We start from the raw sequence: 26,309 nt of genomic DNA, 5'->3' as shown, positions 1-26,309 counted from the left end.
GGCGAAGCCCCTGCCACGCGGCGGAGCCGCACATCGACGCCGCGGGAAGGGGCGGGGAGGGGAAAGATCCGCCGGACACCCCGTAGCCGGACGGCCGCGGCCGCGCCAGGCGCGCCGGATCGCGCTAGGCCACGCCCTTCGGGACCGTCTTCTTGACGGCGCGGGCGAGGTCGAGCAGGGGGTTGATCTCGGGGGAGTACTTCCCGGGCACGGTCACCTCGACATAGGCCCGGCGCAGTACGGTGGTGAAGCGGTAGCCGTCCTTTCGCTTCTCCGGGAGCCACTCGACACCGTTCACCTCGGCCGAATCGGTCTTGGAGCCCATCGCCTCCGGCCGGGGGACCCCGCAGCGCAGCTGCACGGCGGGGTCCCCCCACACGGCTGTGTAGTCCGAGGCGGGCTCGGCGGTGCCCCGCTTCAGCCCGTTCACGGCATCGGGCAGTTCCTTGTGCAGCGCCCGGCAGATCGCGGCCGCCTGTGGGGCCGGTGTGGGAACCGCGGGCGCCTTGGTGTCGTCGGAATCCCCGGTGAAGGAGCAACCGGCTACCGGCACCAGGGCCAGGGCCACCGCGGCGGACAGCGGAACGAGCCGCCGGGTGGGACTACGGTGTGCGGAATTCACCGGCCGATCATACGGGGGAGCTAGAGATGGACGACCGGGCAGGTCAGGGTACGGGTGATCCCTTCCACTTGCTGGACTTTCGCGACCACCATGCGGCCGAGCTCATCGACCGTGTCGGCCTGGGCCCGCACGATCACGTCATAGGGGCCCGTCACGTCCTCCGCCTGTATCACCCCGGGGAGCTTGGCGATGACGTCGGCCACGGTCGAGGCCCTGCCGACCTCGGTCTGGATCAGGATGTACGCCTGTACCACGGAACCTCCAGGGCGGCTACGAGGATCATGTGGAAAGAAGGGACGCCACGGTACCGCGTCGCCATGCGGCGCGGGGAGACCCGCGCGGGGAGCGCGGCGCGGCGGAAAGCGGTCACGAGCACGAAGGGGCGATGGGATGAAGGGCACCGTGGGCGAGTTGGGGGAGTTCGGGCTCATCAGAGAGCTCACCTCCCGGCTCACCACCACCCCGGCGGTGAGGTTGGGGCCCGGTGACGATGCGGCGGTCGTGGCCGCGCCCGACCGGAGGGTCGTGGCCAGTACGGACGTCCTGCTGGAGGGCAGGCACTTCCGCCGGGACTGGTCCACCGCCTATGACGTCGGCCGTAAGGCCGCGGCCCAGAACCTGGCCGATATCGCGGCCATGGGTGCCGTGCCGACCGCCCTGCTGCTCGGCCTGGTGGTCCCCGCCGATCTGCCGGTGACCTGGCCGGCCGAGCTGATGGACGGCATCCGCGACGAATGCCAGGTCGCGGGCGCGGCCGTGGTGGGCGGTGACGTCGTGCGCGGGGACACCATCACCGTGGCCATCACCGCCCTGGGCGATCTGCGCAACCACGAGCCGGTCACCCGATCCGGTGCCCAGCCCGGCGACGTCGTCGCCGTCACCGGGTGGCTCGGCTGGTCGGCGGCCGGACACGCGGTGCTCTCGCGCGGCTTCCGCTCACCGCGGGCCTTTGTCGAGGCGCACCGGCGGCCGGAGCCCCCCTACCACGCCGGTCCCGCCGCCGCCGGGCTCGGCGCGACCGCGATGACCGATGTGAGCGACGGGCTGGTGGCCGACCTCGGGCATATCGCGGAGGCCAGTAAGGTCCGCATCGATCTGCGCTCGGCGGACATCGACGTCCCCTCGCAGATGTCGGACATCGGGCAGGCGGTGGGCGTCGATCCGCTCCAGTGGGTGCTCAGCGGGGGAGAGGACCACGCGATCGTGGCCACCTTCCCGCCCGACGCCAAGCTGCCGGCCCGCTGGAAGGTGATCGGCGAGGTGCTCAACCCCTCGGCGCTGCCCCAGGTGACGGTGGACGGAGCCCCGTGGGCACATGGGGGCTGGGACCACTTCGGCGACGGTAAGGGCGCCGAGTGATGGTGATGTGTGAACGTGAGGGCGCCGAGTGACGTCGCCGGGTGGCGGTAAGGGCACCGAGCGACCGTAAGGGCCCCTGGGGGACGTCCGGGGGTGCCGGGGGCGCCGAGTAGATTCGGTGCCATGGCTCTACCTCCCCGCGTCCCCCGCCCCGCCCATGACGGCTCGGCGCCCGTGCGCGTCCTCACCGTCGCCGGATCGGACTCCGGCGGCGGTGCGGGCATCCAGGCCGACCTGAAGACCATGCTGGCCCTGGGCGCCCACGGCATGAGCGTGATCACGGCCGTGACGGCGCAGAACTCCCTGGGCGTCCAGGGCGCCTGGGAGCTGCCGGCCGAGGCCGTACGGGCCCAGTTCCGCAGCGTGGCCGACGACATCGGCGTCCAGGCGGTCAAGACCGGCATGCTGGCGACGGCCGAACTGGTCGAGACCGTCGCCGCGCTGCTCGAGGACGTCACCGCGCCCGTGGTCGTCGATCCGGTCGGCGTCTCCAAGCACGGTGACCCGCTGCTGGCCGCCGAGGCGCTCGACGCGGTCCGTACGAAGCTGCTGCCGACCGCGACCGTGGCCACGCCCAACCTGGACGAGGTGGCCCAGCTCACCGGCGTCCGGGTGGAGTCGGAGGACGACCAGCGGCGGGCGGCCGGGGCGGTGCTGGGCCACGGCCCGCGGTGGGCGCTGATCAAGGGCGGCCATCTGCCCGGCGGCGACGCGGTGGATCTGCTCACCGACGGCACCGAGGAGCACTGGCTCCGGGCGCCGCGCCAGGACAACCGCCATACGCACGGCACGGGGTGCACCCTCGCCGCGGCCGTCGCCACGTATCTGGCGGGCGGCTACGAGGTCCCCGAGGCCGTCACGGCGGCCAAGGACTACGTCACGGGCGCCATCGCGGCGGGCTTCCCCCTGGGTGCGGGCATCGGCCCGGTCGACCACGGGTGGTTGTCGGAACGGACCGGCTGAGGGCACGCGAAAGGCCGGTCCACTCCAGTGGTGGACCGGCCTGGCGTACCGGTATCCCGCTTGCGCGGGGAGGCCGTGCGACTAGACGACTAGCGCGAAACCTTGCCGGCCTTGATGCACGAGGTGCAGACGTTGAGCCGCTTCGGGGTACGACCGACCACAGCGCGCACCGTCTGGATGTTGGGGTTCCAACGACGGCGGGTGCGGCGGTGCGAGTGCGAGATGTTGTTGCCGAAGCCCGGCCCCTTGCCGCAGACGTCGCAGTTGGCAGCCACGGGTTACTCCAAAGACGGGTCACCCTCGCTTCCCGCGAGGAGACAGGACACTGAACGGATGCCCCGGACGTTGCCTGAATCGTGGAGAATCGGCGGCGCCTGGGGAAATGGCCCGATTCGCATCGGGCAACCGGAGCAGCATACAACGGCCACTCCCGTACAACGAAACTATCATGGCTGCCCCGGCACCCGCCGAGGGCGGCGACTACCCTGCGATGACGCGATGCCCACCCCCGCCCCCAGCAGCCTCCGAGGAGGACCTTTCGTGCCGCACACGCTCGATGCCGATGCGGTACGGACCTGGTGCGGGCTCGCCCTCGACGCGCTGGGCCGGGCCCGGGCGGACATCGACGCGATCAACGTCTATCCGGTCGCGGACGGGGACACCGGCACCAATCTGTATCTGACCGTCGAGTCCGCCGCCCGGGCCGTCGACTCGGCCTTCGACGGCCACGCGACCTCGGCCGCCGCGTCCCGCCCCACCCTCGCCGATGTGGTGCGCGCCATGGCCCATGGCGCGCTGATCGGCGCCCGGGGCAACTCCGGCACGATCCTGGCGCAGCTGCTGCGCGGTATGGCGGACGTCCTGGCCGACGGCGGGCCGGACGGGACCCCGGGCGCGGGAGCGGCCCCGGGCACGGACGAGGCGGACGGGCTGCGGCGGGCGCTGCGGCGCGCGGTCGACCTCGCCTACCTGGCCGTCGCGCACCCCGTCGAAGGCACCGTCCTCACGGTCGCCGTGGCCGCCGCGGAGAGCGCGGAGCGCGCCACGGGCGACGCCGCCACGGTGGCCCGCGCCGCGTACGAGGGCGCCCGTACGGCGCTCCAGGCCACTCCGGGCCAGCTCGACGTCCTCGCCCGCGCGGGGGTGGTCGACGCGGGCGGCTACGGCCTGGTGACGGTCCTGGGCGGGCTCGCCCAGGCGCTGTCGGGCGAGGCCCCCGCGGCGCCCGCCCCGGCCCGCCCCGGCCGTGACGCCCCGGCGCCCACGGGAGCGGGCGGGCAGGACCTGGCGGGCTGCTCCGCCGACGGCGCCCCGGACGCCGGGCCCGCCTTCGAGGTGATCTACCTCCTGGAGGCCGCCGACACGGCCGTGACCGCCCTGAGGGAGCGGCTGGACGCCCTCGGCGACTCCCTGGTGGTCGTCGGCGGCGACGGCCTGTGGAACGTCCACGTCCATGTGGACGACGCGGGGGCGGCCGTGGAGGCGGGCGTCCAGGCCGGGCGCCCGTACCGCATCCGGATCACCCACTTCGGCGGTGCCGCCGTCCGTAAGGCGGGCCCGGGCGGTCCGGACCGGCCGGGCCCGGCCGTCGTCCTGCCGGATCAGTCCGGTGCCCAGGGCCCCACGGACGGCCCGCGCGCCGAGCACGCGCCCCGTGCCGTGGTCGCCGTCGTCCCCGGCGACGGACTGGCCGCGCTGTGCGCCGAGGCGGGCGCGACCGCGGTCGCCACCCGCCCCGGGGAGCCGCCCGCCGGCGGTGAGCTGGTGGACGCGGTCCGCCGGGCCAACGCCCGGGAGGTCGTGCTGCTGCCCAACGACACCGAGCTGCACCACACGGCGGCCGCGGCCGCGGCCCAGGCCCGCGCCGAGGGCGTGCGGGTCGCGGTGATCCCCACCCGCTCCGCCGTCCAGGGCATCGCCGCGCTCGCCGTCCACGAGCCCGGCCGCAGCTTCGACGAGGACGTGGTCGCCATGACCTCGGCCGCGGGCGCCACCCGCTACGCGGAACTGGCCGTCGCCGAGCGCCAGTCCTGGACCATGGCCGGGGTGTGCCAGGCCGGGGACGTCCTGGGCATGATCGACGGCGATGTGGCGGTGATCGGCTCGGAGCTGGCCGCGACCGCCGAGACGGTGCTGGACCGGATGCTGGCGTCGGGCGGCGAGATGGTCACGCTGGTGCTCGGCGCGGACCTTCCGGAGGAGGTCGCCGAACGGCTGGAGCGGCATGTGCGGGAGGGCCACTTCGCCGTCGACACGGTCGTCTATCACGGCGGTCAGCCCACCGCGCCGCTGATCATAGGCATCGAATGAGCCCGGCCGCCCGGAGCGGCCACCCGCCGAACCACCCCGCTCGTCATCCCCGATTGTCACTCCCGTGGTGTGCAATGGACGGGTGCCCGTGCTGGATGAACCCCTGAAGAAGGTCCTGGGCGGCAACACCGCGAAGGTGATGGCCGACCATCTCGACCTGCACACCGTCGGCGACCTGCTGCACCACTACCCGCGGCGGTACGCGGAGCGCGGTGAGCTGACCCGGCTGTCCGACCTGCCCCTGGACGAGCATGTGACCGTGGTGGCCCAGGTCGCCGACGCCCGGGTGCACACGTTCAACGGCGGCCGGGGCCGGCGGCTGGAGGTCACCATCACCGACGGCAGCGGCCGTCTCCAGCTGGTCTTCTTCGGCAAGGGCGTCCACAAGCCGCGTACGGAGCTCCAGCCCGGCACCCGCGCGATGTTCGCCGGGAAGGTCTCGGTCTTCAACCGCAAGCGGCAGCTGGCCCACCCCGAGTTCAAGACGCTGGTCGCGGGGAGCGGCGCGGAGGCCGTGGAGGCGTTCGCCAATCAGCTGCTGCCGCTGTACCCGGCGTGCAAGCAGATGGAGTCCTGGCAGATCCAGCAGGCCGTCGACACCGTGCTCGGCCCGGCCGGCCACGAGGAGTCCGCGCTGGCCGGGCTGATCGACCCGCTGCCCGAGAGCCTGCGCGAGGGCCGGGGGCTGGCCACGTTCCCCGAGGCGCTGCGCAAGATCCACCGGCCGGGCACCAAGGCCGATATCGCGACGGCCCGGGACCGGCTGAAGTGGGACGAGGCGTTCGTCCTCCAGGTGGCGCTGGCCCGGCGGCGGCAGGCCGACGCCCAGCTGCCCGCGGCGCCCCGCAAGCCCGCCCCGGACGGGCTGCTGACCGCCTTCGACGCCCGGCTGCCGTTCACCCTCACCGAGGGCCAGCGCCGGGTCAGCGAGGAGATCTTCGCCGACCTCGCCACCGACCACCCCATGCACCGGCTGCTCCAGGGCGAGGTCGGCTCGGGCAAGACCATGGTCGCGCTGCGCGCGATGCTCGGTGTCGTGGACGCCGGGGGACAGGCGGCGATGCTCGCGCCCACCGAGGTGCTCGCCCAGCAGCACCACCGCTCGATCACCGAGATGATGGGGGAGCTGGCCGAGGGAGGGATGCTGGGCGGCGCGGAGCAGGGCACCAAGGTGGTGCTGCTCACCGGCTCCATGGGCGCCGCGGCCCGCCGTCAGGCGCTGCTGGACCTGGTCACCGGCGAGGCCGGGATCGTGATCGGCACCCATGCCCTGATCGAGGACAAGGTCCAGTTCCACGATCTGGGCCTGGTGGTCGTGGACGAGCAGCACCGCTTCGGGGTCGAGCAGCGCGACGCCCTGCGCTCCAAAGGCAAACAGCCCCCGCATCTGCTGGTGATGACGGCCACCCCGATCCCGCGCACCGTGGCCATGACCGTCTTCGGCGACCTGGAGACCTCCGTCCTGGACCAGTTGCCCTCGGGCCGTTCCCCGATCGCCTCCCATGTGGTGCCCGCCAAGGACAAGCCGCACTTCCTGACCCGCGCCTGGGAGCGGGTGCGCGAGGAGGTGGCCGCCGGCCACCAGGGCTATGTGGTGTGCCCGCGGATCGGGGACGAGGAGGACGAGTCCAAGGCGGCGAAGGGGAAGAGCCCCGAGGACGAGGCCGAGAAGCGCCCGCCGCTGGCCGTCGTCGACGTCGCCGAGCAGCTCGTCAAGGGCCCGCTGAGTGATCTGCGGGTGGAGGTGCTGCACGGGCGGATGCAGCCCGAGGCCAAGGACGAGGTGATGCGCCGCTTCGCCGCGGGCGAGGTGGACGTCCTGGTCGCCACGACCGTCATCGAGGTCGGTGTGAACGTGCCCAACGCCACCGCCATGGTGATCATGGACGCCGACCGGTTCGGCGTCTCCCAGCTGCACCAGCTGCGCGGCCGCGTCGGCCGGGGCTCCGCCGCCGGGCTGTGTCTGCTGGTGACCGACATGCCCGAGGGCAGCCCAGCCCGGGCCCGGCTGGGCGCGGTCGCGGCCACGCTCGACGGCTTCGAGCTGTCCCGGATCGACCTGGAGCAGCGCCGGGAGGGCGATGTGCTCGGCCAGGCCCAGTCCGGGGTCCGCTCCTCGCTGCGGGTGCTCGCCGTCATCGACGACGAGGAGGTCATCGCGGCCGCCCGGGAGGAAGCGGCCGCGATCGTGGCCGCCGACCCGGAGCTGGCCGGATACCCGCAGCTGCGCACCGCGCTGGACGCCCTGCTGGACAAGGAGCGCGCGGAGTTCCTCGACAAGGGCTGAGCCCCGCGAAAGGAGCGCGCCCGGCCACCGCCGGGCCCGCCTGAGGAGCGCGCCCGGCCACCGTCTGCCCCCGTACGCCATATCGTGGAGATGCGGCGGCCCCGCCCGGACGGGCACCGGGCGCCGCTGCCCCGACCACCGTGAAGGACGGCTCCCACCCATGACCCGCGTGATCGCCGGAGCGGCCGGCGGCCGCCGCCTGGCCGTGCCGCCGGGAAACGGCACCCGACCCACCTCGGACCGGGCGCGTGAGGGCCTGTTCTCCACCTGGGAGTCGCTGCTCGGCTCGCTGGACGGGGCCCGTGTCCTGGATCTGTACGGCGGCTCGGGTGCGGTCGGCCTGGAGGCGCTGTCCCGCGGCGCCGCCCACACGCTGCTGGTCGAGTCCGACCCGCGGGCGGCCCGCACGATCCGGCAGAACGTCCGCACCCTCGGTCTGCCCGGCGCGGAGCTGCGCACCGGCAAGGCCGAACAGACCATCGCCGGACAGGCCCCCGACACCGGCCCGTACGACGTCGTTTTCCTGGATCCGCCCTACGCGGTCACCGACGACCAAATCCGGGAGATACTCCTCACACTCCTGGGGAAGGGCTGGCTCGCGCCCGGTGGGCTGGCCACCGTTGAGCGGAGCACACGAGGTGGGGAGTTCGTGTGGCCTGCCGGATTCGAGGGGCTCAGGGCCCGTCGCTACGGGGAGGGCACGCTTTGGTACGGTCACGCCGCCTCGACGTGCGAGGACGCGTCATGACCGGACCCGAGAGCGAGGAACTTCCGTTGCGCCGCGCAGTCTGTCCGGGGTCGTTCGACCCCGTCACCAATGGACACCTCGACATCATCGCCCGTGCCTCCAAGCTCTATGACGTCGTGCACGTCGCCGTGATGATCAACAAGTCGAAGCAGGGCCTGTTCACGGTGGACGAGCGGATCGACCTTCTCCGCCAGACCACGGAGGAGTACGGAAACGTCCAGGTGGAGGCGTTCCACGGCCTCCTGGTGGACTTCTGCAAGCAGCGGGACATCCCCGCGATCGTCAAGGGGCTGCGGGCCGTCAGCGACTTCGACTACGAGTTGCAGATGGCCCAGATGAACAACGGCCTCTCCGGCGTGGAAACGCTGTTCGTGCCCACCAACCCCACCTACAGTTTCCTCTCCTCCAGCCTGGTCAAGGAGGTCGCGGCCTGGGGCGGCGACGTCTCCCACCTGGTGCCCCCGTTGGTCCTGGAGGCGCTTGCCGAGCGGCTCGGCCGGAAGTAGCGGCTGACGGGACGTCAGCGGCTGTCCGGGAGGCGGCCGCTGGTCGTACAGTCGTCCCGTTCGTCTCCGTATCCATCCGCATCCAGACAGTCTGCGAGCACCCACAGTGGACGTGCAGAAGAAGCTCGACGAGATCGTCGATACCGTCGGTGGCGCCCGGTCCATGCCCATGTCGGCCTCGTGCGTGGTCAACCGCGCCGAGCTGCTCGCCATGCTCGAAGAGGTGCGCGCGGCACTGCCGGACTCCCTGGCCCACGCCCAGGAGCTGATCGGCGGCCGGGACCAGATGGTCGAGGAGGCCCACCGGGAGGCCGGGCGGATCATCGAGTCCGCGCACGCCCAGCGCGCCTCGCTGATCTCGGACACCGAGCTGGTGCGGAAGTCCCAGGAGGAGGCCGACCGGATCCTCGCCGAGGCCCGCCGGGAGGCCGAGGAGATCCGCGTCGAGGCCGACGACTACGTGGACAGCAAGCTGGCCAACTTCGAGGTCGTGCTCACCAAGACCATCGGCTCGGTCGACCGCGGCCGGGAGAAGCTGCTCGGCCGCGCCCCCGGCGCCGAGGACGGCCTCGGGCAGCCCGACGAGGGCCCGGAGCGCAGCGCCGACCCTGCCACCCTGCGGCACCGCGCGGACGAGTACGTGGACACCAAGCTGGGGGCCGTCTCGGCGGTCCTCGCCAAGACCCTGGAGGCGGTCGGCCGGGGCCGCCAGAAGCTGCTCGGGGCCCGGCCCGCCGATGAGCTCGGCGCCCATATGGCGGCCCAGGACGAGGCCGGCATGGCCCTGCGGACCACCGACGACGACTATCTGGCGGACCTGGCCCAGTCCCAGGCGGGCCTCGCCCAGCCCGCCGCCCCGCCCGACCAGGCGGCCGCCGACGCCGCGTACTACGCCGCCACCGCGGGCTACCAGCAGCAGGACGCGTACGGCTATCAGCAGGCGTACGTACAGCAGGACCCGTACGCCGCGCAGGGCGGCTATCAGCAGGACGCCTACGCCGCCTGGCAGCAACAGCAACAGCAACAGCAACAGCAACAGCAGCAGGCCCAGGCCCAGGGCTACGATCCGAACGCGGCCTACGTGCCCCAGCAGCCTCAGCAGCAGCCCCAGCACCACCAGCAGCAGCAGGGCGCCGCGCTCGACGAGACCAGCCTGTTCGACACGAGCATGATCGACCTCGATCAGCTCCGTCAGTACGAGCAGGGCCGCTGAGCGCTCCGCGGGAAGTGCCGCGATGCGTCGTCGGCCGACTGCGGCGCCGTCGTGGCTGGTCGCGCCGGCGCGGCGGAGACACTGCCCCGCGCCCCTTCGGGGCGCGAGAGGTCCTTCTCCACCGGGCGGATTGGGTCTACGGCGGCCTGTCCAGTATCCTGGCTCTTCGGTCGCGCGTACGTCCGCGATCTCGGCTGCCCGATTCGTAGTGGATGTTCGGGTGGCCCGCCGCAGCGTAGAAAGCAGGAAGCCCTGAACGCCCGCCTCGACCACCGTGCCCCTCTCGTGTTCGACACGCGCGAGCTGGGCCGTCGTCCCGGTGCGCTCAAAAGGGTCTCCCGCTCCGTGGTGGCGCCCAAGGGCCTCGGCATCGAGGTCATCGGGGTGCGGGAGGGCGCGACGATCGAGCTGGACCTCCGCCTGGAGTCGGTCATGGAAGGGGTGCTTGTCACAGGCACCGCCCGTGCGCCGCTCACGGGGGAGTGCGTAAGGTGTCTGGAGCCGCTGGAGCGAGAGCTCGAAGTGGACTTCCAGGAGATGTACTCCTACCCCGACGCCGACGACCGGAGCCGCGAAGCGGATACCGGCGACGACGCCGAGGAGGAGGACATGCTCTTCCTCGAGGCCGACCTGTTCGACCTCGAGCCCGTGCTGCGCGACGCGGTGGTGCTCGCACTGCCGTTGCAGCCGGTGTGCCGGGAGGACTGCCCGGGTCTGTGCGCCGATTGCGGCGCCCGGCTCGCGGACGACCCCGACCACCACCACGAGTCCGCCGACATCCGTTGGGCGGCACTGAAGGGACTCGCCGAGACCATGAGGGACGGCGAGAAGGACAACGCACCCCGCGAGCGCGGGGATGACTCACAGGAGAAGTAGCCGTGGCTGTTCCGAAGCGGAAGATGTCGCGCAGCAACACGCGCCACCGCCGGTCGCAGTGGAAGGCTGCGGTCCCCAACCTGGTGGCGTGCGAGCGCTGCCACGAGCCGAAGCAGCAGCACATCGCGTGCCCGAGCTGCGGCACCTACAACCGCCGCCAGGTCCTCGAGGTCTGATCGGCGGGTGACAGGCTCTATGTCAGACGCCACCACGCCCCCGCGTAAGCGCGGTGAAGCGGCCCAGGCGGACACGGCCTCGTCTCACACGATCCTGGAAGGGCGGCTCGGGTACCAGCTCGAGTCCGCCCTTCTGGTGCGTGCGCTGACCCATCGCTCCTTCGCGTACGAGAACGGCGGGCTGCCCACCAACGAGCGGCTGGAATTCCTCGGGGATTCGGTGCTCGGCCTGGTGGTCACCGACACGCTGTACCGCATCCACCCCGACCTGCCCGAGGGCCAGCTGGCCAAGCTGCGGGCCGCGGTGGTCAACTCGCGCGCGCTCGCGGAGGTGGGTCGCGGCCTCGACCTCGGCGCCTTCATCCGGCTCGGCCGGGGCGAAGAGGGCACCGGCGGCAGGGACAAGGCTTCCATCCTGGCCGACACCCTTGAAGCGGTGATCGGCGCGGTCTATCTCGACCGGGGACTCGACGCCGCCGCGGAGCTGGTCCACCGGCTCTTCGACCCGCTGATCGAGAAGTCCTCGAACCTCGGCGCCGGCCTGGACTGGAAGACCAGCCTCCAGGAGCTGACCGCCACCGAGGGCCTCGGGGTCCCCGAGTACCTGGTCTCCGAGACCGGTCCCGACCACGAGAAGACCTTCACGGCTGCCGCCCGCGTCGGTGGTGTCGCGTACGGCACCGGCACCGGCCGCAGCAAGAAGGAAGCCGAGCAGCAGGCGGCCGAGGCCGCCTGGCGCGCCATCCGCGCGGCTGCCGACGAGGCCCAGGCGAAGGCCAAGGCGGCCGGCGCCGGAACCGCGGGCACGGCGGCGGACGGCGGAGCCGCCGCCGACGCGGCCTCCCCGGCACGCTGATCGGCCTTCCCCGACCCGCACCTTCCATCACGTCCGTAACGCCTTTCACCGCCCCCGGGCGGACGGCCCGCCGGGGCCGTTCCGCCCGGGGGCGGTGAGGGCTCGAAGGCTCAAGGAGGCCCCCGTTGCCCGAGCTGCCCGAGGTCGAGGTGGTCCGCCGCGGACTGGAGCGCTGGGTCAGCGGCCGTACGGTCGCCGAGGTCCAGGTGCTGCACCCCCGCGCGGTCCGCCGCCACCTCGGCGGCGCGGAGGACTTCGCGGCCCGCCTCCGGGGCCGCCGCGCCGGGACCGTCCGGCGCCGCGGCAAGTACCTGTGGCTGCCGTTCGACGACGACGCGTCCGCCGAGTCCGTCCTGGCCCATCTCGGGATGAGCGGGCAGCTGCTGGTCCAGCCGGCCGAGGCGCCCGACGAGAAGCATCTGCGCGTCCGGGTCCGCTTCGCCGACGACGCGGGCACCGAGCTGCGCTTCGTCGACCAGCGAACCTTCGGCGGGCTCTCGCTGCACGACACCGTCCCCGGCGACCTGGAGGGGCTGCCGGACGTCATCGCGCACATCGCCCGCGACCCGCTGGACCCCGCCTTCGACGAGGCCGCCTTCCACCTCGCGCTGCGCCGCCGCCGCACCACGATCAAGCGCGCGCTGCTGGACCAGTCGCTGATCAGCGGGGTCGGCAACATCTACGCCGACGAGGCGCTGTGGCGCGCCCGGCTGCACTACGACCGGCCGACAGCGACCCTCACCCGGCCGCGCGCCGCCGAACTCCTCGACCATGTGCGCGAGGTGATGACCGCCGCGCTGGCCGTCGGCGGCACCAGCTTCGACAGCCTCTATGTGAACGTGAACGGCGAGTCGGGGTACTTCGAGCGCTCCCTGGACGCCTACGGCCGGGAGGACGAGCCCTGCCGCCGCTGTGGCACCCCGATGCGTCGCCGCCCCTGGATGAACCGCTCCAGCTACTTCTGCCCGCGCTGTCAGCGCCCGCCGCGCCCGGCCACCACGGCCCGTCCGGCGTCCCGCGCGGCCGACGCCTCGCCGCTCCCGGCGCGCGCGGTGTCGTAGCGCTCCTGGGCCGCCAGCACCTCGGGCATCCGGTCCTCGACCAGATGGATGAGGGCCAGCAGCCGCTCGGCGACCGCGCTGCCCAGCGGGGTCAGCCGGTAGTCCACCCGGGGCGGGTTGGTCGGCTGGGCCTCGCGGTGCACCAGACCGTCGCGCTCCAGCGCGTGCAGCGTCTGGGACAGCATCTTCTCGCTGACGCCGTCGACCCGCCGCCGCAGCTCGTTGAAGCGGAAGGTGCTGTCGTGGAGCGCGCTCAGGATGAGGCCGCCCCATTTGCCGGTGACGTGCTCCAGCGTGCCGCGTGAGGGGCAGGCGCGGGCGAACACGTCGAAGGCCAGGTTCTCCACGTCCACCGTGGTGGACGCCCCGCCACTGCGTTCACTGTCCATACCCACACCATACGCGCACTCAGCGCTGACTCCAGGGTCGCGCTTTCGGCTGGTGAGTGTGCTGCTCGTACGGGCATGTGAGAGCCCAGGGCGCTTTCGTACGCCCCGGGCTCTCACATACGGCCGGATGCGGAGGCCCGCTCGGGGCTCCCGTTCAGCGGCTCCCGCTCAGCGGCTCAGTAGCCGAAGTCCTGGGTCCACCAGGGACCGCCGTCGCCGAAGTGCGCGCCGACGCCCAGTCGCTTGAACGAGCAGTTGAGGATGTTGGCGCGATGGCCGGAGCTGTTCATCCAGGAGTCCATCACGGACTGTGCGTCCGACTGGCCGCGGGCGATGTTCTCCCCGCCCAGGTCCAGGATGCCCGCACCCTCGGCGCGCTCCCAGGGGCTGTCGCCGTCGGGGTTGATGTGGTCGAAGAACTGGCGCAGGGACATGTCCTCACTGAAGTCCTCGGCCAGCTGCGCGAGTTTGGAGTCGGCTATCACGGGGTCGCAGCCGACCTTCTCGCGCTCTTTGTTGACCAGGGCGAGGACTTCGGCCTCCGAGGCGGTCTCGGGGCCGGTCGACTCCGCCGGGGGTTCGGGTGCGGTCGGCTCCGTCGAGGGCGTCTGTGACGGCTTGCCGTGCCCGCCGCCGTTCGCGCCGCCCTTGCCGTTGCTGTTGTCGCTTCCCTTGCCCTTGCCGTTTCCGCCGGGCCGGTCGTTCCCGGAGGGCTGGGAGGGCCTCGGCTGCTCCGGCGAGGTGGTGGAGGGCGTCTCGGAGGGCTTGGGCGGGGTCTTGGAGGGAGTTGTGGAGGGTGCGTGAGGGCGGTCGTCACCACGGCTGGGCGGTACCGTGCCGCGATCGGTGGGGGCCGCGGACTGCGAGCCCTGTGTCTCCAGGCCGGAGTCCGAGGGACCGCCCGCCTGGACCTGTCCGGCGGAGTCGTTGCCCCCGCCGAGTTCGTAGCCGTTCGGACCGAGTCCGGAGGCCATCGCCACGGCGCCGACCGCGACAGCGGCGGATACGCCCAACAGTCCGGTCCGGACCGGAGCGAGGGGGCTCCGGTGCGGTCCCCGGTGGCGGCCTGCGGCGGCCACCTCCGCCGGGGTACCGGGGGCAGATCGTCGATGGCGGCCCATCTCCTGCCTTCCTTGTGTGCTCGGCGTCAAAAGTCGCTCGAAATGTGTCACTCGTGTGCGCGAGCCATGTATCACTCGTGTGGGTGAGTCCTGTTGAGCCGGGACTGTACGCCATTCGGGCCCCAACGCGCCTGCCCACTGGGCAATTCGATGGTTTAGCGGCTGCTCGGACGGGGGGTTAGCGTGCGCATATGAACGAAAGAGTCCGCCTCACCGTGTGGGTTCGTGGCCGCGTCCAGGGCGTCGGCTTCCGCTGGTACACCCGGGCCAACGCGTTGCGCATCGGGGACCTCGTCGGCTTTGCCTCCAACCTCGCCGACGGGCGGGTGCAGGTGGTCGCGGAGGGCCCGCGTGCGGAGTGCGAGCAGTTGCTCGAATGGCTCCGGGACGGCGACACGCCCGGGAAAGTCGAGGGAATCACCGAGATCTGGGACACACCGCGGGGCGGCTACGACGCCTTCGAGATCCGTTGATCAACTCACCGGAGGTACCCTCCGTGGCCCCCCTCTGACCACGCCTTCCCTGCGCACGGTGAGCAGAAATCGGCTGATGGTTGCCAACCGGGCCGCTCCATGGAAGGCTGCGGAGTCACGAAAGATCCCCGACCGCGATGGGTCATCTGGAGAGGGGCGGGAGCGTCCGCCGCCAGTGTGCTCTCGGCCCCTGCGGGCCCGTCGGCGTGTGATCGTGTTGACCCTCAAACCAATTGGTGAGACGCTGGAAGCCCCGCGCACCTTAACTGTTTGCCGCGCAGCACGGTAGTAATTTGGCAGGCATCGCGGGTGCAAATCCCTCACGACCCACACCGCTTCGGTCGGTCACTCAGTGTGGAGGACCATCCATCATGGCAAAGGCGCTTCTCGGTTACGTCGGCGGTTCCGACCCCCGAGTCCTCGCCGAGATGCGACGGCTTCAGCAGCGCGTCCAGGACCTTGAATCCGAGATCGTCCGGATTCAGGCCGAGAACGACGCGCTGTCCGCCGCCGCTCGACACGGCGACTCGCTGCTCGAAAGCATCGACGTATCCCAGGCGGAGCCTGCGCTCGCCTGACCCAGCCCCAGGGCCGGTCGGGCTGCATCGTCAGCCGCTTGAGAATCCTCAAGGGACGCTTCGGCGTCCCTTCGTCGTTTCCCCAAGTGTGCCTCCGAGCCACCCTTACCGACTGATGTGCCCCTCTCTCCCAGCGGTGAAACCGATCATTGCTGAAACGGAGAAAAAGCCGGGACGGGTGCGCCGCGCCACCTTCATGGGACGGTGCCGGAGGAAGCGCGGCGGGTAGAGTCCAAAGGCGTGCATCTCAAGAGCCTGACCCTGCGAGGGTTCAAATCCTTCGCCTCCGCCACGACGCTCCGGTTCGAGCCGGGCATCACCTGCGTCGTCGGCCCCAATGGCTCGGGCAAGTCCAATGTCGTGGACGCCCTTTCCTGGGTCATGGGCGAACAGGGTGCCAAGTCCCTGCGCGGCGGCAAGATGGAGGACGTCATCTTCGCCGGGACCACCGGCCGTCCCCCGCTCGGCCGCGCCGAGGTCTCGCTCACCATCGACAACGCCGATGGCGCGCTGCCCATCGACTACGCCGAAGTCACCATCACGCGGATCATGTTCCGCAACGGCGGCAGCGAGTACCAGCTCAACGGGGACACCTGCCGGCTGCTGGACATCCAGGAGCTGCTCTCCGACTCCGGTATCGGCCGGGAGATGCACGTCATCGTCGGGCAGGGCCAGCTCGACGGGGTGCTGCACGCCGATCCGACCGGCCGCCGCGCCTTCATCGAGGAGGCCGCGGGCGTCCTCAAGCACCGTAAGCGCAAGGAGAAGGCGCTGCGGAAGCTGGACGCGATGCAGGCCAACCTCGCCCGCGTCCAGGACCTCACCGACGAGCTGCGGCGCCAGCTCAAACCGCTCGGCCGGCAGGCCGCGGTGGCCCGGCGGGCCGCCGTCATCCAGGCCGATCTGCGCGACGCCCGGCTGCGGCTGCTCGCCGACGACCTGGTGACCCTGCGCGAGGCGCTGCGCGCCGAGGTCGCCGACGAGGCCGAGCTCAAGCGGCGCAAGGAGGCCGCCGAGGCCGAGCTGCGGACCGCGCAGCAGCGCGAGGCGGCGCTGGAGGAGCAGGTGCGGCGGCTCGCGCCCCGGCTCCGGGACGCCCAGCAGACCTGGTACGAGCTCTCGCAGCTCGCCGAGCGGGTGCGCGGCACGATCAGCCTGGCGGACGCCCGGGTCAAGAGCGCCACCTCCGCCCCCGGGGAGGAGCGGCGCGGCCGCGACCCCGAGGACATGGAGCGCGAGGCGGCCCGCATTCGGGAGCAGGAGGCCGAGCTGGAGGCCGCCTTGGAGGCGGCGAGCCGGGCGCTGGACGACACCGTGGCGCACCGGGCCGAGCTCGAGCGGAACCTGGCCGAGGAGGAGCGCCGGCTCAAGGACGTGGCCCGCGCCATCGCCGACCGCCGCGAAGGGCTCGCCCGGCTCCAGGGCCAGGTGAACGCCGCCCGCGGCCGGGCCGGTTCGGCCCGCGCCGAGATCGAACGGCTGGCCGCGTCCCGCGACGAGGCACAGACCCGGGCGGTCGCCGCGCAGGAGGAGTACGAGCAGCTCAAGGCGGAGGTCGACGGACTCGACGCGGACGACGCGGAATTGCGGGAGCGCCACGAGGCCGCGAAGCGCGAGCTGGCCGAGGCGGAGGCCGCGCTGAGCGCGGCCCGCGAGGCGGCGACGGCCGCCGAACGCGAGCGCGCCGCGACCTCCGCCCGGCATGACGCCCTCGCCCTCGGTCTGCGCCGGAAGGACGGCACGGGCGCCCTTATGGCCGCCGCCGACCGCCTCGGCGGACTCCTGGGCCCCGCCGCCGAACTCCTCACCGTGACCCCGGGCTTCGAGGTCCCGGTCGCCACGGCCCTGGGCGCCGCCGCCGACGCGATCGCCGTCAGCGGCCCCCGCGCGGCCGCCGACGCGATCCGCCTCCTCCGCGCCGACGACGCCGGCCGCGCCGCCCTGCTGCTGACGACGCCGGCCGCGGAGGGGGAGGAGCCCCCGCCGGCCCACCTCGCGGAGCCCTCGTCGGCCGCCCTGGCGGAATCCCCGTCCGCCCACCTCGCGGAGCCCCCGTCCGCCGCCTTGGCGGAGTCGCCGTCCGCCGCCCTGGCGGAATCCCCGTCTGCCGCGCCGGAACCGGGCGGTTCCGGCGCGCCCGCGCCGGGTGGCGCCCTCGTGCCGGGCACGCGCGCCGAGGGGGCCGCGCGGAGCGAGCCGGACCAGGGGCCCGCGCCACGATCGGCGGTCACCCCGGCGGCGCCCGGCCCTCTCGGTCGCCCGGCCGAGCCGGGCGGAGTGCCGGGTGCGGACGCCGAAACGCCCATGGCCGGGGCCGGTTCACCCGCTGGCGCGCCGCAGGGCCCCGGCGAGGCGGCTGACGGCGCTGCCGCCGTGCCGGGCACGCGGGTGCCGGGTGCCGGTTCCGTGGGCCGGGATGCCCCCACGGCCGGGGCCGGTTCACCCGCTGGCGCGCCGGAGGGCTCCCCCGAGACGGCTGATGGCGCTGCCGCCGTGCCGGGCACGCGGTCCCCGGACGGTCCGGTGAACGAGTCCTCCGGCTCCGACGAGGGCTCTCGGCCGGGCGGGGTGGACTCCTGGGGTACCGCGCCGGGGTCCGCGCAGGCCGTCACCGATACCGCGGGGGCGTCGTCCGAGGCGGAGGGCAGTGCTGCCCCGGGCACGCGCGCGCCGGGCGCCGACGCCGTGAGCCGGGGCGATACGGGTGCCGCGAGCGCGTCCGCAGGGCCCGGCGCCGACCGGCCCGTGGTGCCCGGTACGCGGCCGGAGGCGTCCGGGGACGAGGGCCGCGATCCCCGTACGGCGTCTGACCGCGCCCCAGCCGCTTCGGCGCCCGGTGGCACGGAGCCCGGTGCCACGGTCGCCGCCGTCGCCGGGCCGTCCACGTCGGCCGTCTCCGCGCGGGTGCCGCGGCCCGCCGGGGGAGAGGCGGCCGTAGCAGGGGCAGTGCCCGGGGACGAGCGGGGCGGGAAGGCCGCGGTCGTCGAAGCGTTGCCGCGGGTGGCGGACTTGGTGGCTGGGCCCGCCGCGCTGCTGCCCGCCGTAAGGCGGTTGCTCGACGGCATGGTGGTGGTCGGGACCCTGGAGGAGGCCGAGGAACTCCTCGCACAGCGGCCGGAGTTGACGGCCGTGACCGCCGAGGGCGATCTGCTCGGGGCGCATTTCGCGCAGGGCGGCTCCGCCGGGGCGCCCACGCTGCTGGAGGTGCAGGCGTCCGTCGACGAGGCAGCGGCGGAGCTCGAGCGGCTCGCCGTACGGTGCGAGGAGCTGGCCGGGGCGCAGCGCGCGGCTCAGGAGCGGCGGGCCGAGTGCCTGACGCTCGTGGAGGAGCTCGCGGGCCGCCGGAGCGCGGCGGACCGGGAGAAGTCGCGGGTCGCGCAGTCGCTGGGCCGGCTGGCCGGGCAGGCGCGCGGGGCCGCCGGGGAGGCCGAGCGGAGTACCGCGGCCGTCGCCAGGGCCGAGGAGGCGCTGGAGCGGGCGACCGAGGAGGCCGAGGAGCTCGCCGAGCGGCTGGCCGTGGCGGAGGAGGAGCCGGGCGAGGAGGAGCCCGACACCTCCGTACGCGACCGGCTGGCGGCCGACGGCGCGAACGCCCGGCAGACCGAGATGGAGGCGCGGCTCCAGGTCCGTACGCATGAGGAGCGCGTCAAGGGGCTCGCGGGGCGGGCCGACGCGCTCGACCGGGGCGCGCGCGCCGAGCGCGAGGCCCGGACGCGCGCCGAGCAGCGGCGCGCCCGGCTGCGCCATGAGGCCGAGGTGGCCTCGGCCGTGGCCTCCGGCGCCCGCCAGTTGCTGGCGCATGTCGAGGTGTCGCTGGTACGGGCCGAGCAGGAGCGGGACGCCGCGGAGCGCGCCAAGGCCGAGCGCGAGCGGGAGCTGGACGCCGCCCGCGGCCAGGGGCGTGACCTCAAGGGCGAGCTGGACAAGCTGACCGACTCGGTGCACCGGGGCGAGGTGCTGGGCGCCGAGAAGCGGATGCGGATCGAGCAGCTGGAGACCAAGGCGCTGGAGGAGCTGGGCGTCGAACCGGCCGGGCTGATCGCCGAATACGGCCCCGACCAGCTCGTCCCGCCGTCCCCGCCCGCCGAGGGCGAGGTCCTGCCGGAGGATCCGGAGCACCCGCGCAACCAGCCGGTGCGGTACGTCAGAGCGCAGCAGGAGAAGCGGCTGAAGGCCGCGGAGCGCGCGTACCAGCAGCTCGGCAAGGTCAATCCGCTGGCGCTCGAGGAGTTCGCGGCGCTGGAGGAGCGGCATCAGTTCCTGAGCGAGCAGCTGGAGGACCTCAAGAAGACCCGGGCCGATCTCCTCCAGGTGGTCAAGGAGGTCGACGAGCGGGTCGAGCAGGTCTTCACGGAGGCGTACCGGGACACCGCCCGCGAGTTCGAGGGCGTCTTCTCGCGGCTGTTCCCGGGCGGGGAGGGGCGGCTGGTGCTGACCGACCCCGAGAACATGCTGACCACGGGCGTGGACGTGGAGGCCCGGCCGCCGGGCAAGAAGGTCAAGCGGCTGTCGCTGCTCTCGGGCGGTGAGCGCTCGCTGACCGCCGTGGCCCTGCTGGTGTCGATCTTCAAGGCGCGGCCGAGCCCGTTCTATGTGATGGACGAGGTCGAGGCGGCGCTCGACGACACCAATCTCCAGCGGCTGATCCGGATCATGCAGGAGCTCCAGGAGGCTTCCCAGCTGATCGTGATCACCCACCAGAAGCGGACGATGGAGGTCGCCGACGCGCTGTACGGCGTCTCCATGCAGGGTGACGGCGTCTCGAAGGTCATCAGCCAGCGCTTGCGGTGACCGTTTCAATACTTGAAGTCAAGACCTACTCCCGCGTGTCGGCATGCTGGAGTGATTTCTTTGCCACACCCTATTGACTTCGAAACTTGAAGGAATAGTCTCTGCAACATTGCTTTTACCTTCAAGTGGTGGTCGACGCCTCAGCCGCGACCGCTGGAAGGGTCAGCCGTCCCCCACGTCCGGCGCCGTTGCCGGGCGGGCGTCAGGAGTTCACGTTGTCCACCACCGTGCAGGCACAGGGAGCCGAGGGCCGCAAGGCCCAGCCGGACCACCTCGGCCACGTCATCTTCATCACCGCAGCCGCCGCGATGGGCGGCTTTCTCTTCGGCTACGACAGCTCGGTGATCAACGGAGCGGTCGAAGCCATCCGCGGCAAGTACGACATCGGCTCCGCGGCCCTCGCCCAGGTCGTGGCCATCGCCCTGATCGGCTCGGCCATCGGCGCCGCCACCGCGGGCCGGATAGCCGACCGGATCGGCCGGATCCGCGTCATGCAGATCGCCGCCGCCCTCTTCACGATCAGCGCGGTCGGCTCGGCGCTGCCCTTCTCGCTGTGGGACCTGGCCTTCTGGCGGGTGCTCGGCGGCGTCGGCATCGGCATGGCCTCGGTGATCGGCCCGGCCTACATCGCCGAGGTCGCCCCGCCCGCCTACCGCGGCCGGCTCGCCTCGTTCCAGCAGGCCGCGATCGTCGTCGGCATCGCCATCTCCCAGCTCGTCAACTGGGGCATCCTCAACCTCGCCGACGGCGACCAGCGCGGGCAGATCGCCGGCCTGGAGGCCTGGCAGTGGATGCTCGGCGTCATGGTCGTGCCCGCCGTCCTCTACGGGCTGCTGTCCTTCGCCATCCCCGAGTCGCCCCGCTTCCTGATCTCCGTCGGCCGCACCGCCCAGGCCAAGCAGGTCCTGGGGGAGGTCGAGGGCAAGACCGTGGACCTCGATGTGCGGGTCGCCGAGATCGACCGGGCCATGCGCAGTGAGGAGAAGTCGACCTTCAAGGACCTCCTCGGCGGCCGGTTCGGTCTGCTGCCCATCGTCTGGATCGGCATCGGGCTCTCGGTCTTCCAGCAGCTCGTCGGCATCAACGTGGCGTTCTACTACTCCTCGACGCTGTGGCAGTCCGTCGGCGTCGACCCGAGCAGCTCGTTCTTCTACTCCTTCACCACGTCGATCATCAACATCCTCGGCACCGTGATCGCGATGATCTTCGTCGACCGGATCGGCCGCAAGCCGCTCGCGCTCATCGGCTCCGTGGGCATGGCCATCTCCCTCGCCCTGGTGGCCTGGGCCTTCTCGGCGCACCTGGTGGACGGCAAGCTGCCGCACGCGGAGGGTGTCCTGGCGCTGATCGCGGCCCATGCCTTCGTGCTCTTCTTCGCCCTCTCGTGGGGCGTGGTGGTCTGGGTCCTGCTCGGCGAGATGTTCCCGAACAAGATCCGCGCCGCCGCCCTCGGCGTCGCCGCCTCCGCGCAGTGGATCGCCAACTGGGCCATCACCGCGAGCTTCCCGAGCCTGTCGGACTGGAACCTGTCGGGTACGTACATCATGTACACGGCCTTCGCCCTGCTCTCGATCCCGTTCATCCTCAAGTGGGTGCCGGAGACCAAGGGCAAGGCGTTGGAGGAGATGGGCTAAATCCCCCCGCCGCCCACTCCTCGCACAGGAGAACTGCCCCGCCTCAGTCCTTGAGGCGGGGCAGCACTCGTTCCGCGAACAGCCGCAGGGACCGCCAGCCCTCCTCGACCGGCATCCCGCCGCACAGCGGATGGAGCACCAGGCTCGCCATCTCGCCGCCCTCCTCCGCCAGCGCCACGCACTCCTCCGGAGTGACGATGCGGTAGACGCCCTCCCGGCGCAGCGCCGCCACGTCCTCGGCCCGTGAACGCACCGCCGAGCGCACCGTGCCCTGCTGCCAGGAGGCGTACCTGCGCGCCTCGTACAGCAGATGGGTGCCGTACTCCTCCCAGGTCCGGTCCGGGTCCTCGGACAGATGCAGCAGCGGGGTGGCCGCCGGGGGCATCAGACACCAGCCCTCGGTGCCGTACTCCTCCAGCCGCGCGTGGTAGTACGCCTCCAGCTCCGGCAGATGCGCGCTCGGGAAGAACGGCAGGCCCAGGCGGGCCGCGCGGCGGGCCGCCGCCTGGGAGCTGCCGCCGATCAGCAGCGGCGGATGCGGCCGGGTGTACGGGCGCGGGGTGATCCGGACGGTGCGGCCCCGGTGCTCGAAGGGCTCGCCCGTCCAGGCCGCGAGCAGCGTCTCCAGCGCCTCGTCCTGGAGCGCGCCGCGCCGCTTCCAGTCCGTGCCCAGGGTCGCGTACTCCTCCGGCCGGTAGCCGATCCCGGCCACCGTGATCAGCCGCCCGCCACTGGCCAGATCCAGCACGGCGAGGTCCTCGGCGAGCCGCAGCGGGTCGTACAGCGGCGCGATCAGCGCCGAGACGGTGACGGTGATCCGGCGGGTGGCGCCCAGCAGCGTGCCCGCGAAGGCCAGCGGAGCGGGCAGCCAGTTGTCGGTGGACCCGTGGTGCTCCTCGGTCTGGAGGGTGGAGATACCCCGCTCATCGGCGAAGGCCGCCATCTCCAGCGCGGCGCGATACCGCTCGGACAGTCCGCGCGGGGTCGCGTCGGGATCGACGAGGTTGAGGCGTACGACCGTGACGGGCATGGTGGATGTCCTCCTTCGTCATGGAACGCGGCAGCCGGACCGTAGCTGACGGGCCGTCAAATAGCCACCTCCATGGCCCGTTCGGCCCACCGCACGGGCACGGCCGGGGCGGATGACTCATGTGCCTGGGACGCGGGGCGGCCGATGGTGAGGGCCGGCCCGCCCCATGGGCCGCAGCCCGCATACGCCAACTCAGGAGGGGCGCGTGACGATCAGCACGGGGGAATCGCTCATCACCGCGGCCGACATCGACGACCTCATCACCCGGGTCCGGCAGACCGCCGGCGACCCCGGGCCCCTGGAATCCGCCAAGGCCGCGCTCTTCTCCGGCTTCTCCGGCTTCTCCGGCGACGGCGACGGCCCCGGCGCCGGTACCGGCCCCGACCCCGAGACGGCGCGGCTCATCCGGCAGCGGCTGCTGGTGACCGCCCTCCGCCACGGGGGCGCGCTGCTGGCCAAGCTGCTCAGCCGGCTCAGCCCCCGTGAGACCGCCATGGTGCGCCGCTACGCCCACCGGCTCGCGAACTTCCTCGACACGCTGGAGGTCTGGGCGGCGCAGCCCGTCATGCTCGCCCTGATGCGCTTCGGACTGCCTTACGGCGAGGCGGAGACGATCGCCGTCGCCGTACTGCTGCTCGTGGGATGAGCACCCGGTCCCGCTGCCGATGGAAACGGGGGTGCTAGGGGGTCACCGGTTCGGGTGGGCCGGGGCATCCGCGCACTTCACGGCCGCGGTGGCGGGTAGTGCTCGGGGCGAGACACAAGGAGAACGACCATGCGCCCTACCCGAATCCGCACGGCGATCGCCCTCGGCCTGAGCGCCGGGGCCGTCGTGTGGACCGCGGCCGCCTCCCCCGCCACCGCCTCCTCCCACCCCGTCACGTCAGCCGACACCGACTGGCGGGAGGCGGGGCACTACGACACCACCGCGGCCTGCAAGCGCGCGGGCAAGGCCGGAGTCGAACGGCACAAGTGGGCCGAGTACAAGTGCCGCCCCGGCCGTAACGACAACTACGTCACGCTGTGGGTCAGAGGCGGCGGCTCCGGCGCGGCGCGCGCCCTGACCGCCTGGCCCGCCGCCGGTTGAGATGCGACAGGCCGCACTGCCGAAGGACCGCGCCGTGCGCGCCGCGGGCGGGGTATCGGCGCTGATCGTGGTGGTCCTGGCCGGATGGGTGGCCGGGCTGCTGCGGGTCAACGACGAGTGGCTCGCGCTCGCCTACCCCGACCCCCGGGGCGCCACCGTGCTGACCAGGGTCGCCGTGGGCGTCCCGGTGCTGGGCGTCGGCGTGCTGCTGCTCGCCGAGCGCTCGGCCCGGCGCTACGGCGGCGTCCTGCTGGTGGCCGGCGGCCTGTGGCTGCTGCCCTCGGCCGCCGCCGGGCTGCTGGGCCTGGCCGACCTGGGCACCACGGGCGCCGTGCTGTCCCTGCTGCTCGCCGCCGCCAAGATGGCCTGCCGCCCGCTGACCGTACTGCTGCTGCCGCTGTGGCTGTTCCCCCGGGGCGGGCGCCGGCGGTGGCAGTGGTGGGTGATCAGCCTGGGCGCGTCCGGCTACTGGCTGGGGTACGCGGGGCTGTGGCTGATCAGCGAGCCCCGGGTGGGCTCCGTGGCCAACCCGGCGTTCGCCACCGCGAGCGGTCAGTGGGCCTTCGACCACCTCGACGCCTACGCCGAGGCCGAACCCTGGGTGCTGCGCAGCGTCGCCGCGGCCGTGACCGCCGCCCTGTGCTGCCGCGCCGCCCTCTCGCGCGGCGCCGAGCGGCGCGACTGGGCGCTGCTGGCCGCCGCCTACCCCGCCTGCGTCTCGCTCCTGCTGTCCCAGTGGGGCGAGGGCGTGCCCACGATCGTGGCCCGTACGGTCGGCAGCGCCGTATGGGCCGCCGCGATCTGCCTCGGCGTCGCCCGCACCGGCATATGGCGGCTGGACCGCTCCACCAGCCACCGCCTCGCCCGCGCCTTCGTGCTCACCTCGCTGGCCGCCGTGGTGGTCTGCGCGGTCGTCGCCGTCCAGGCCGGGCTTCCCTCCGTGCGCTGCGGGGCGACGACCATCACCGCCGGATCCGCCCTGGTGCTGGGCTGGGGGCTGCGCCCGAGCGCCCGCAAGCTCACCCTCTGCGTCGAGCGCGCCTTCTACGGCCCCCGGGCCCGCCCGCACGAGGCCGTGAGCGCCCTCGCCGTACGGCTGCAACAGGCCCCGCACCCGGGCGAGGTGCCCCAGCAGATCTGCCGCAGCGCCGTGGAGGACCTCGGCGTCTCGGGCGCCGCCGTCAGCGTCGACACCCGCGCCGGGCCCCGGCGGCTGGCCGCCGCGGGGGCCCCGCTGACCGGCCCGGTCCAGACGTTTCTGCTGCGCCACCACGGCCGTACCGTCGGCCGGTTGGAGGTCTCCCGCGACGGCTCCGGCACCCCGGCCGAACGCGACAGCGGACTGCTCTCCCTCCTCGCCGACCAGGCCGCACCCGCGCTCGCCGCGCTGCGCCTGGCCGAGGAGGCCCAGGCCGCCCGCGAGCGCCTGGTGCTCGCCCGCGAACAGGAGCGCCGCCGGCTGCGCCGGGAGATCCACGACGGACTCGGCCCCCAACTGGCCGCCGTAAGGCTGCGTCTGGACATCGCGCAGACCTCCTGCCCGCCCGGCCACCCCGCCACCCCGCAGCTGTGCGAGGCCGCCGAGACGCTCGCCGAGGCCCTGGTCGAGGTCCGGCGGATCACCGCGGGCCTGGCCCCGGCCGCGCTGGCCGAGCGCGGACTGGCCGGCGCGGTCCGCGACCTCGCGCACCGGCTGGGCGTCGACGGCCTGCGCGTCAGCGTGGCCAGCCGCCCCGCCGCCCTGCCCCCGCTGTCGCCCGGCGTGGAGACGGCCGCGTACCGGATCGCGGCGGAGTCGCTGACCAACGCCGTACGGCACGCCCGGGCACGCCAGGTGAGCGTCGAGCTGACCACGGGCCCGGACACCCTCGAGGTCAAGGTCACCGACGACGGCAGCGGCCTGCGCGAGACCGCGGTGCCCGGCGTCGGCCTCGCCTCGGTCACCGAACGGGCCGAGGAGATCGGCGGCTCCTGCTCGGTGACCGGATCGGCGACCGGCACGGTGGTCCACGCGGTGCTGCCCCTCGCCGGCCCGGGCGAACACGGCAACCCGGAGGAGCACCGGAAGCCGACTGGGCACGAGGCGTGCCGGGCCCTCCTCAAGACCAGCAGATCGATGAGCCGGGCACCGTAAGGCTTTTGCGCCCCCGCGGGGGCACCTCCCAGCGGTAGCCGGGGGAGAACCGAGCCTCAAAAAGAAAGGCGCAAGCGAAGCGTGTCGCAATGGAG

At 73.0% G+C, this 26,309-nt stretch carries 24 protein-coding genes; 18 read left to right on the top strand and 6 right to left on the bottom strand.

Annotated features, from left to right (window positions below; all coding sequences use genetic code 11):
- Positions 1 to 124 precede the first annotated feature (124 nt).
- Both KHP12_RS18010 and KHP12_RS18005 read right to left on the bottom strand, forming a co-directional pair.
- Positions 125 to 622: a DUF3515 domain-containing protein gene (locus tag KHP12_RS18010; RefSeq protein ID WP_037948551.1), complete on the bottom strand. Its 498-nt coding sequence runs from the start codon at positions 620 to 622 to the stop codon at positions 125 to 127.
- Between the two features lie 20 nt (positions 623 to 642).
- Complete coding sequence (locus tag KHP12_RS18005) at positions 643 to 876, bottom strand: Lrp/AsnC family transcriptional regulator (RefSeq protein ID WP_037948554.1); 234 nt, start codon at positions 874 to 876, stop codon at positions 643 to 645.
- Positions 877 to 1,012: 136 nt separating this feature from the next.
- Here KHP12_RS18005 and KHP12_RS18000 point away from each other — a divergent pair, with 136 nt between their 5' ends.
- Entirely contained in the window at positions 1,013 to 1,981 is a 969-nt protein-coding gene (locus KHP12_RS18000) for a thiamine-phosphate kinase (protein WP_037948556.1), read from the top strand.
- A gap of 123 nt (positions 1,982 to 2,104) precedes the next feature.
- Positions 2,105 to 2,944 (top strand): bifunctional hydroxymethylpyrimidine kinase/phosphomethylpyrimidine kinase, encoded by an 840-nt coding sequence (thiD, locus tag KHP12_RS17995; RefSeq protein ID WP_086886132.1) that lies wholly within the window; start codon positions 2,105 to 2,107, stop codon positions 2,942 to 2,944.
- Between the two features lie 89 nt (positions 2,945 to 3,033).
- On the opposite strand, the gene rpmB is transcribed toward thiD, so the two are convergent.
- Positions 3,034 to 3,219 (bottom strand): 50S ribosomal protein L28, encoded by a 186-nt coding sequence (gene rpmB / locus KHP12_RS17990; RefSeq protein ID WP_009714771.1) that lies wholly within the window; start codon positions 3,217 to 3,219, stop codon positions 3,034 to 3,036.
- 265 nt (positions 3,220 to 3,484) lie between these two features.
- Here rpmB and KHP12_RS17985 point away from each other — a divergent pair, with 265 nt between their 5' ends.
- The 9 genes from KHP12_RS17985 (at position 3,485) to mutM (ending at position 12,977) form a co-directional block, all read left to right on the top strand.
- Positions 3,485 to 5,254, top strand: coding sequence for a DAK2 domain-containing protein (locus tag KHP12_RS17985; RefSeq protein ID WP_211833169.1), 1,770 nt, complete (start codon positions 3,485 to 3,487; stop codon positions 5,252 to 5,254).
- Positions 5,255 to 5,393: 139 nt separating this feature from the next.
- On the top strand, positions 5,394 to 7,541 hold the full coding sequence (gene recG, locus KHP12_RS17980) for an ATP-dependent DNA helicase RecG (protein WP_246649090.1): 2,148 nt from the start codon (positions 5,394 to 5,396) through the stop codon (positions 7,539 to 7,541).
- A gap of 160 nt (positions 7,542 to 7,701) precedes the next feature.
- Complete coding sequence (gene rsmD / locus KHP12_RS17975; protein WP_086885394.1) at positions 7,702 to 8,289, top strand: 16S rRNA (guanine(966)-N(2))-methyltransferase RsmD; 588 nt, start codon at positions 7,702 to 7,704, stop codon at positions 8,287 to 8,289.
- A complete protein-coding gene (gene coaD / locus KHP12_RS17970; RefSeq protein ID WP_086885393.1) occupies positions 8,286 to 8,795 on the top strand; it encodes a pantetheine-phosphate adenylyltransferase in 510 nt (169 codons plus the stop codon). The genes rsmD and coaD overlap by 4 nt, the downstream gene beginning before the upstream one ends.
- A gap of 106 nt (positions 8,796 to 8,901) precedes the next feature.
- Complete coding sequence (locus KHP12_RS17965) at positions 8,902 to 10,008, top strand: cell division initiation protein (protein WP_211833167.1); 1,107 nt, start codon at positions 8,902 to 8,904, stop codon at positions 10,006 to 10,008.
- A gap of 285 nt (positions 10,009 to 10,293) precedes the next feature.
- Positions 10,294 to 10,884 (top strand): YceD family protein, encoded by a 591-nt coding sequence (locus tag KHP12_RS17960; RefSeq protein WP_037948570.1) that lies wholly within the window; start codon positions 10,294 to 10,296, stop codon positions 10,882 to 10,884.
- Positions 10,885 to 10,886: 2 nt separating this feature from the next.
- Positions 10,887 to 11,060: a 50S ribosomal protein L32 gene (gene rpmF, locus KHP12_RS17955; RefSeq protein ID WP_037948573.1), complete on the top strand. Its 174-nt coding sequence runs from the start codon at positions 10,887 to 10,889 to the stop codon at positions 11,058 to 11,060.
- A gap of 19 nt (positions 11,061 to 11,079) precedes the next feature.
- Positions 11,080 to 11,916, top strand: coding sequence for a ribonuclease III (gene rnc / locus KHP12_RS17950; protein ID WP_037948575.1), 837 nt, complete (start codon positions 11,080 to 11,082; stop codon positions 11,914 to 11,916).
- Between the two features lie 125 nt (positions 11,917 to 12,041).
- Positions 12,042 to 12,977: a bifunctional DNA-formamidopyrimidine glycosylase/DNA-(apurinic or apyrimidinic site) lyase gene (gene mutM, locus KHP12_RS17945; protein ID WP_086885391.1), complete on the top strand. Its 936-nt coding sequence runs from the start codon at positions 12,042 to 12,044 to the stop codon at positions 12,975 to 12,977.
- Here the strand turns inward: mutM and KHP12_RS17940 are convergent.
- A complete protein-coding gene (locus KHP12_RS17940; RefSeq protein WP_086885390.1) occupies positions 12,890 to 13,366 on the bottom strand; it encodes a winged helix-turn-helix transcriptional regulator in 477 nt (158 codons plus the stop codon). The two genes, mutM and KHP12_RS17940, sit on opposite strands and share 88 nt — an antisense overlap.
- Positions 13,367 to 13,542: 176 nt before the next feature.
- Positions 13,543 to 14,487, bottom strand: coding sequence for a CAP domain-containing protein (locus KHP12_RS17935; RefSeq protein WP_211833166.1), 945 nt, complete (start codon positions 14,485 to 14,487; stop codon positions 13,543 to 13,545).
- 191 nt (positions 14,488 to 14,678) lie between these two features.
- Between KHP12_RS17935 and KHP12_RS17930 the strand changes: the two genes are divergently transcribed.
- From KHP12_RS17930 to KHP12_RS17915, 4 genes are all read left to right on the top strand, one after another.
- Positions 14,679 to 14,960, top strand: coding sequence for an acylphosphatase (locus KHP12_RS17930; protein ID WP_037948581.1), 282 nt, complete (start codon positions 14,679 to 14,681; stop codon positions 14,958 to 14,960).
- 371 nt (positions 14,961 to 15,331) lie between these two features.
- Positions 15,332 to 15,538: a hypothetical protein gene (locus KHP12_RS17925; RefSeq protein WP_037948583.1), complete on the top strand. Its 207-nt coding sequence runs from the start codon at positions 15,332 to 15,334 to the stop codon at positions 15,536 to 15,538.
- Positions 15,539 to 15,778: 240 nt separating this feature from the next.
- On the top strand, positions 15,779 to 20,329 hold the full coding sequence (locus KHP12_RS17920; RefSeq protein WP_208652902.1) for an AAA family ATPase: 4,551 nt from the start codon (positions 15,779 to 15,781) through the stop codon (positions 20,327 to 20,329).
- A gap of 215 nt (positions 20,330 to 20,544) precedes the next feature.
- Positions 20,545 to 21,963 (top strand): sugar porter family MFS transporter, encoded by a 1,419-nt coding sequence (locus KHP12_RS17915; RefSeq protein ID WP_086880657.1) that lies wholly within the window; start codon positions 20,545 to 20,547, stop codon positions 21,961 to 21,963.
- A gap of 43 nt (positions 21,964 to 22,006) precedes the next feature.
- Here the strand turns inward: KHP12_RS17915 and KHP12_RS17910 are convergent, their stop codons facing one another.
- Positions 22,007 to 22,993, bottom strand: coding sequence for an LLM class flavin-dependent oxidoreductase (locus KHP12_RS17910; protein WP_086880658.1), 987 nt, complete (start codon positions 22,991 to 22,993; stop codon positions 22,007 to 22,009).
- A 205-nt stretch (positions 22,994 to 23,198) separates the two neighbouring features.
- On the opposite strand from KHP12_RS17910, the gene KHP12_RS17905 reads away from it, so the two are divergent.
- From KHP12_RS17905 to KHP12_RS17895, 3 genes are all read left to right on the top strand, one after another.
- On the top strand, positions 23,199 to 23,639 hold the full coding sequence (locus KHP12_RS17905; RefSeq protein ID WP_211833165.1) for a YqxI family protein: 441 nt from the start codon (positions 23,199 to 23,201) through the stop codon (positions 23,637 to 23,639).
- Positions 23,640 to 23,768: 129 nt separating this feature from the next.
- Entirely contained in the window at positions 23,769 to 24,080 is a 312-nt protein-coding gene (locus KHP12_RS17900) for a hypothetical protein (protein ID WP_086880660.1), read from the top strand.
- Position 24,081: 1 nt separating this feature from the next.
- On the top strand, positions 24,082 to 26,214 hold the full coding sequence (locus KHP12_RS17895; protein ID WP_244202632.1) for a sensor histidine kinase: 2,133 nt from the start codon (positions 24,082 to 24,084) through the stop codon (positions 26,212 to 26,214).
- Positions 26,215 to 26,309 lie beyond the last annotated feature (95 nt).

The sequence above is a fragment of the Streptomyces asiaticus genome (assembly GCF_018138715.1).
Classification (GTDB): Bacteria; Actinomycetota; Actinomycetes; order Streptomycetales; family Streptomycetaceae; genus Streptomyces; species Streptomyces asiaticus.
Note: the sequence above shows the minus strand (reverse complement) of the source record. Positions and strands in the feature narration are given on the sequence as shown.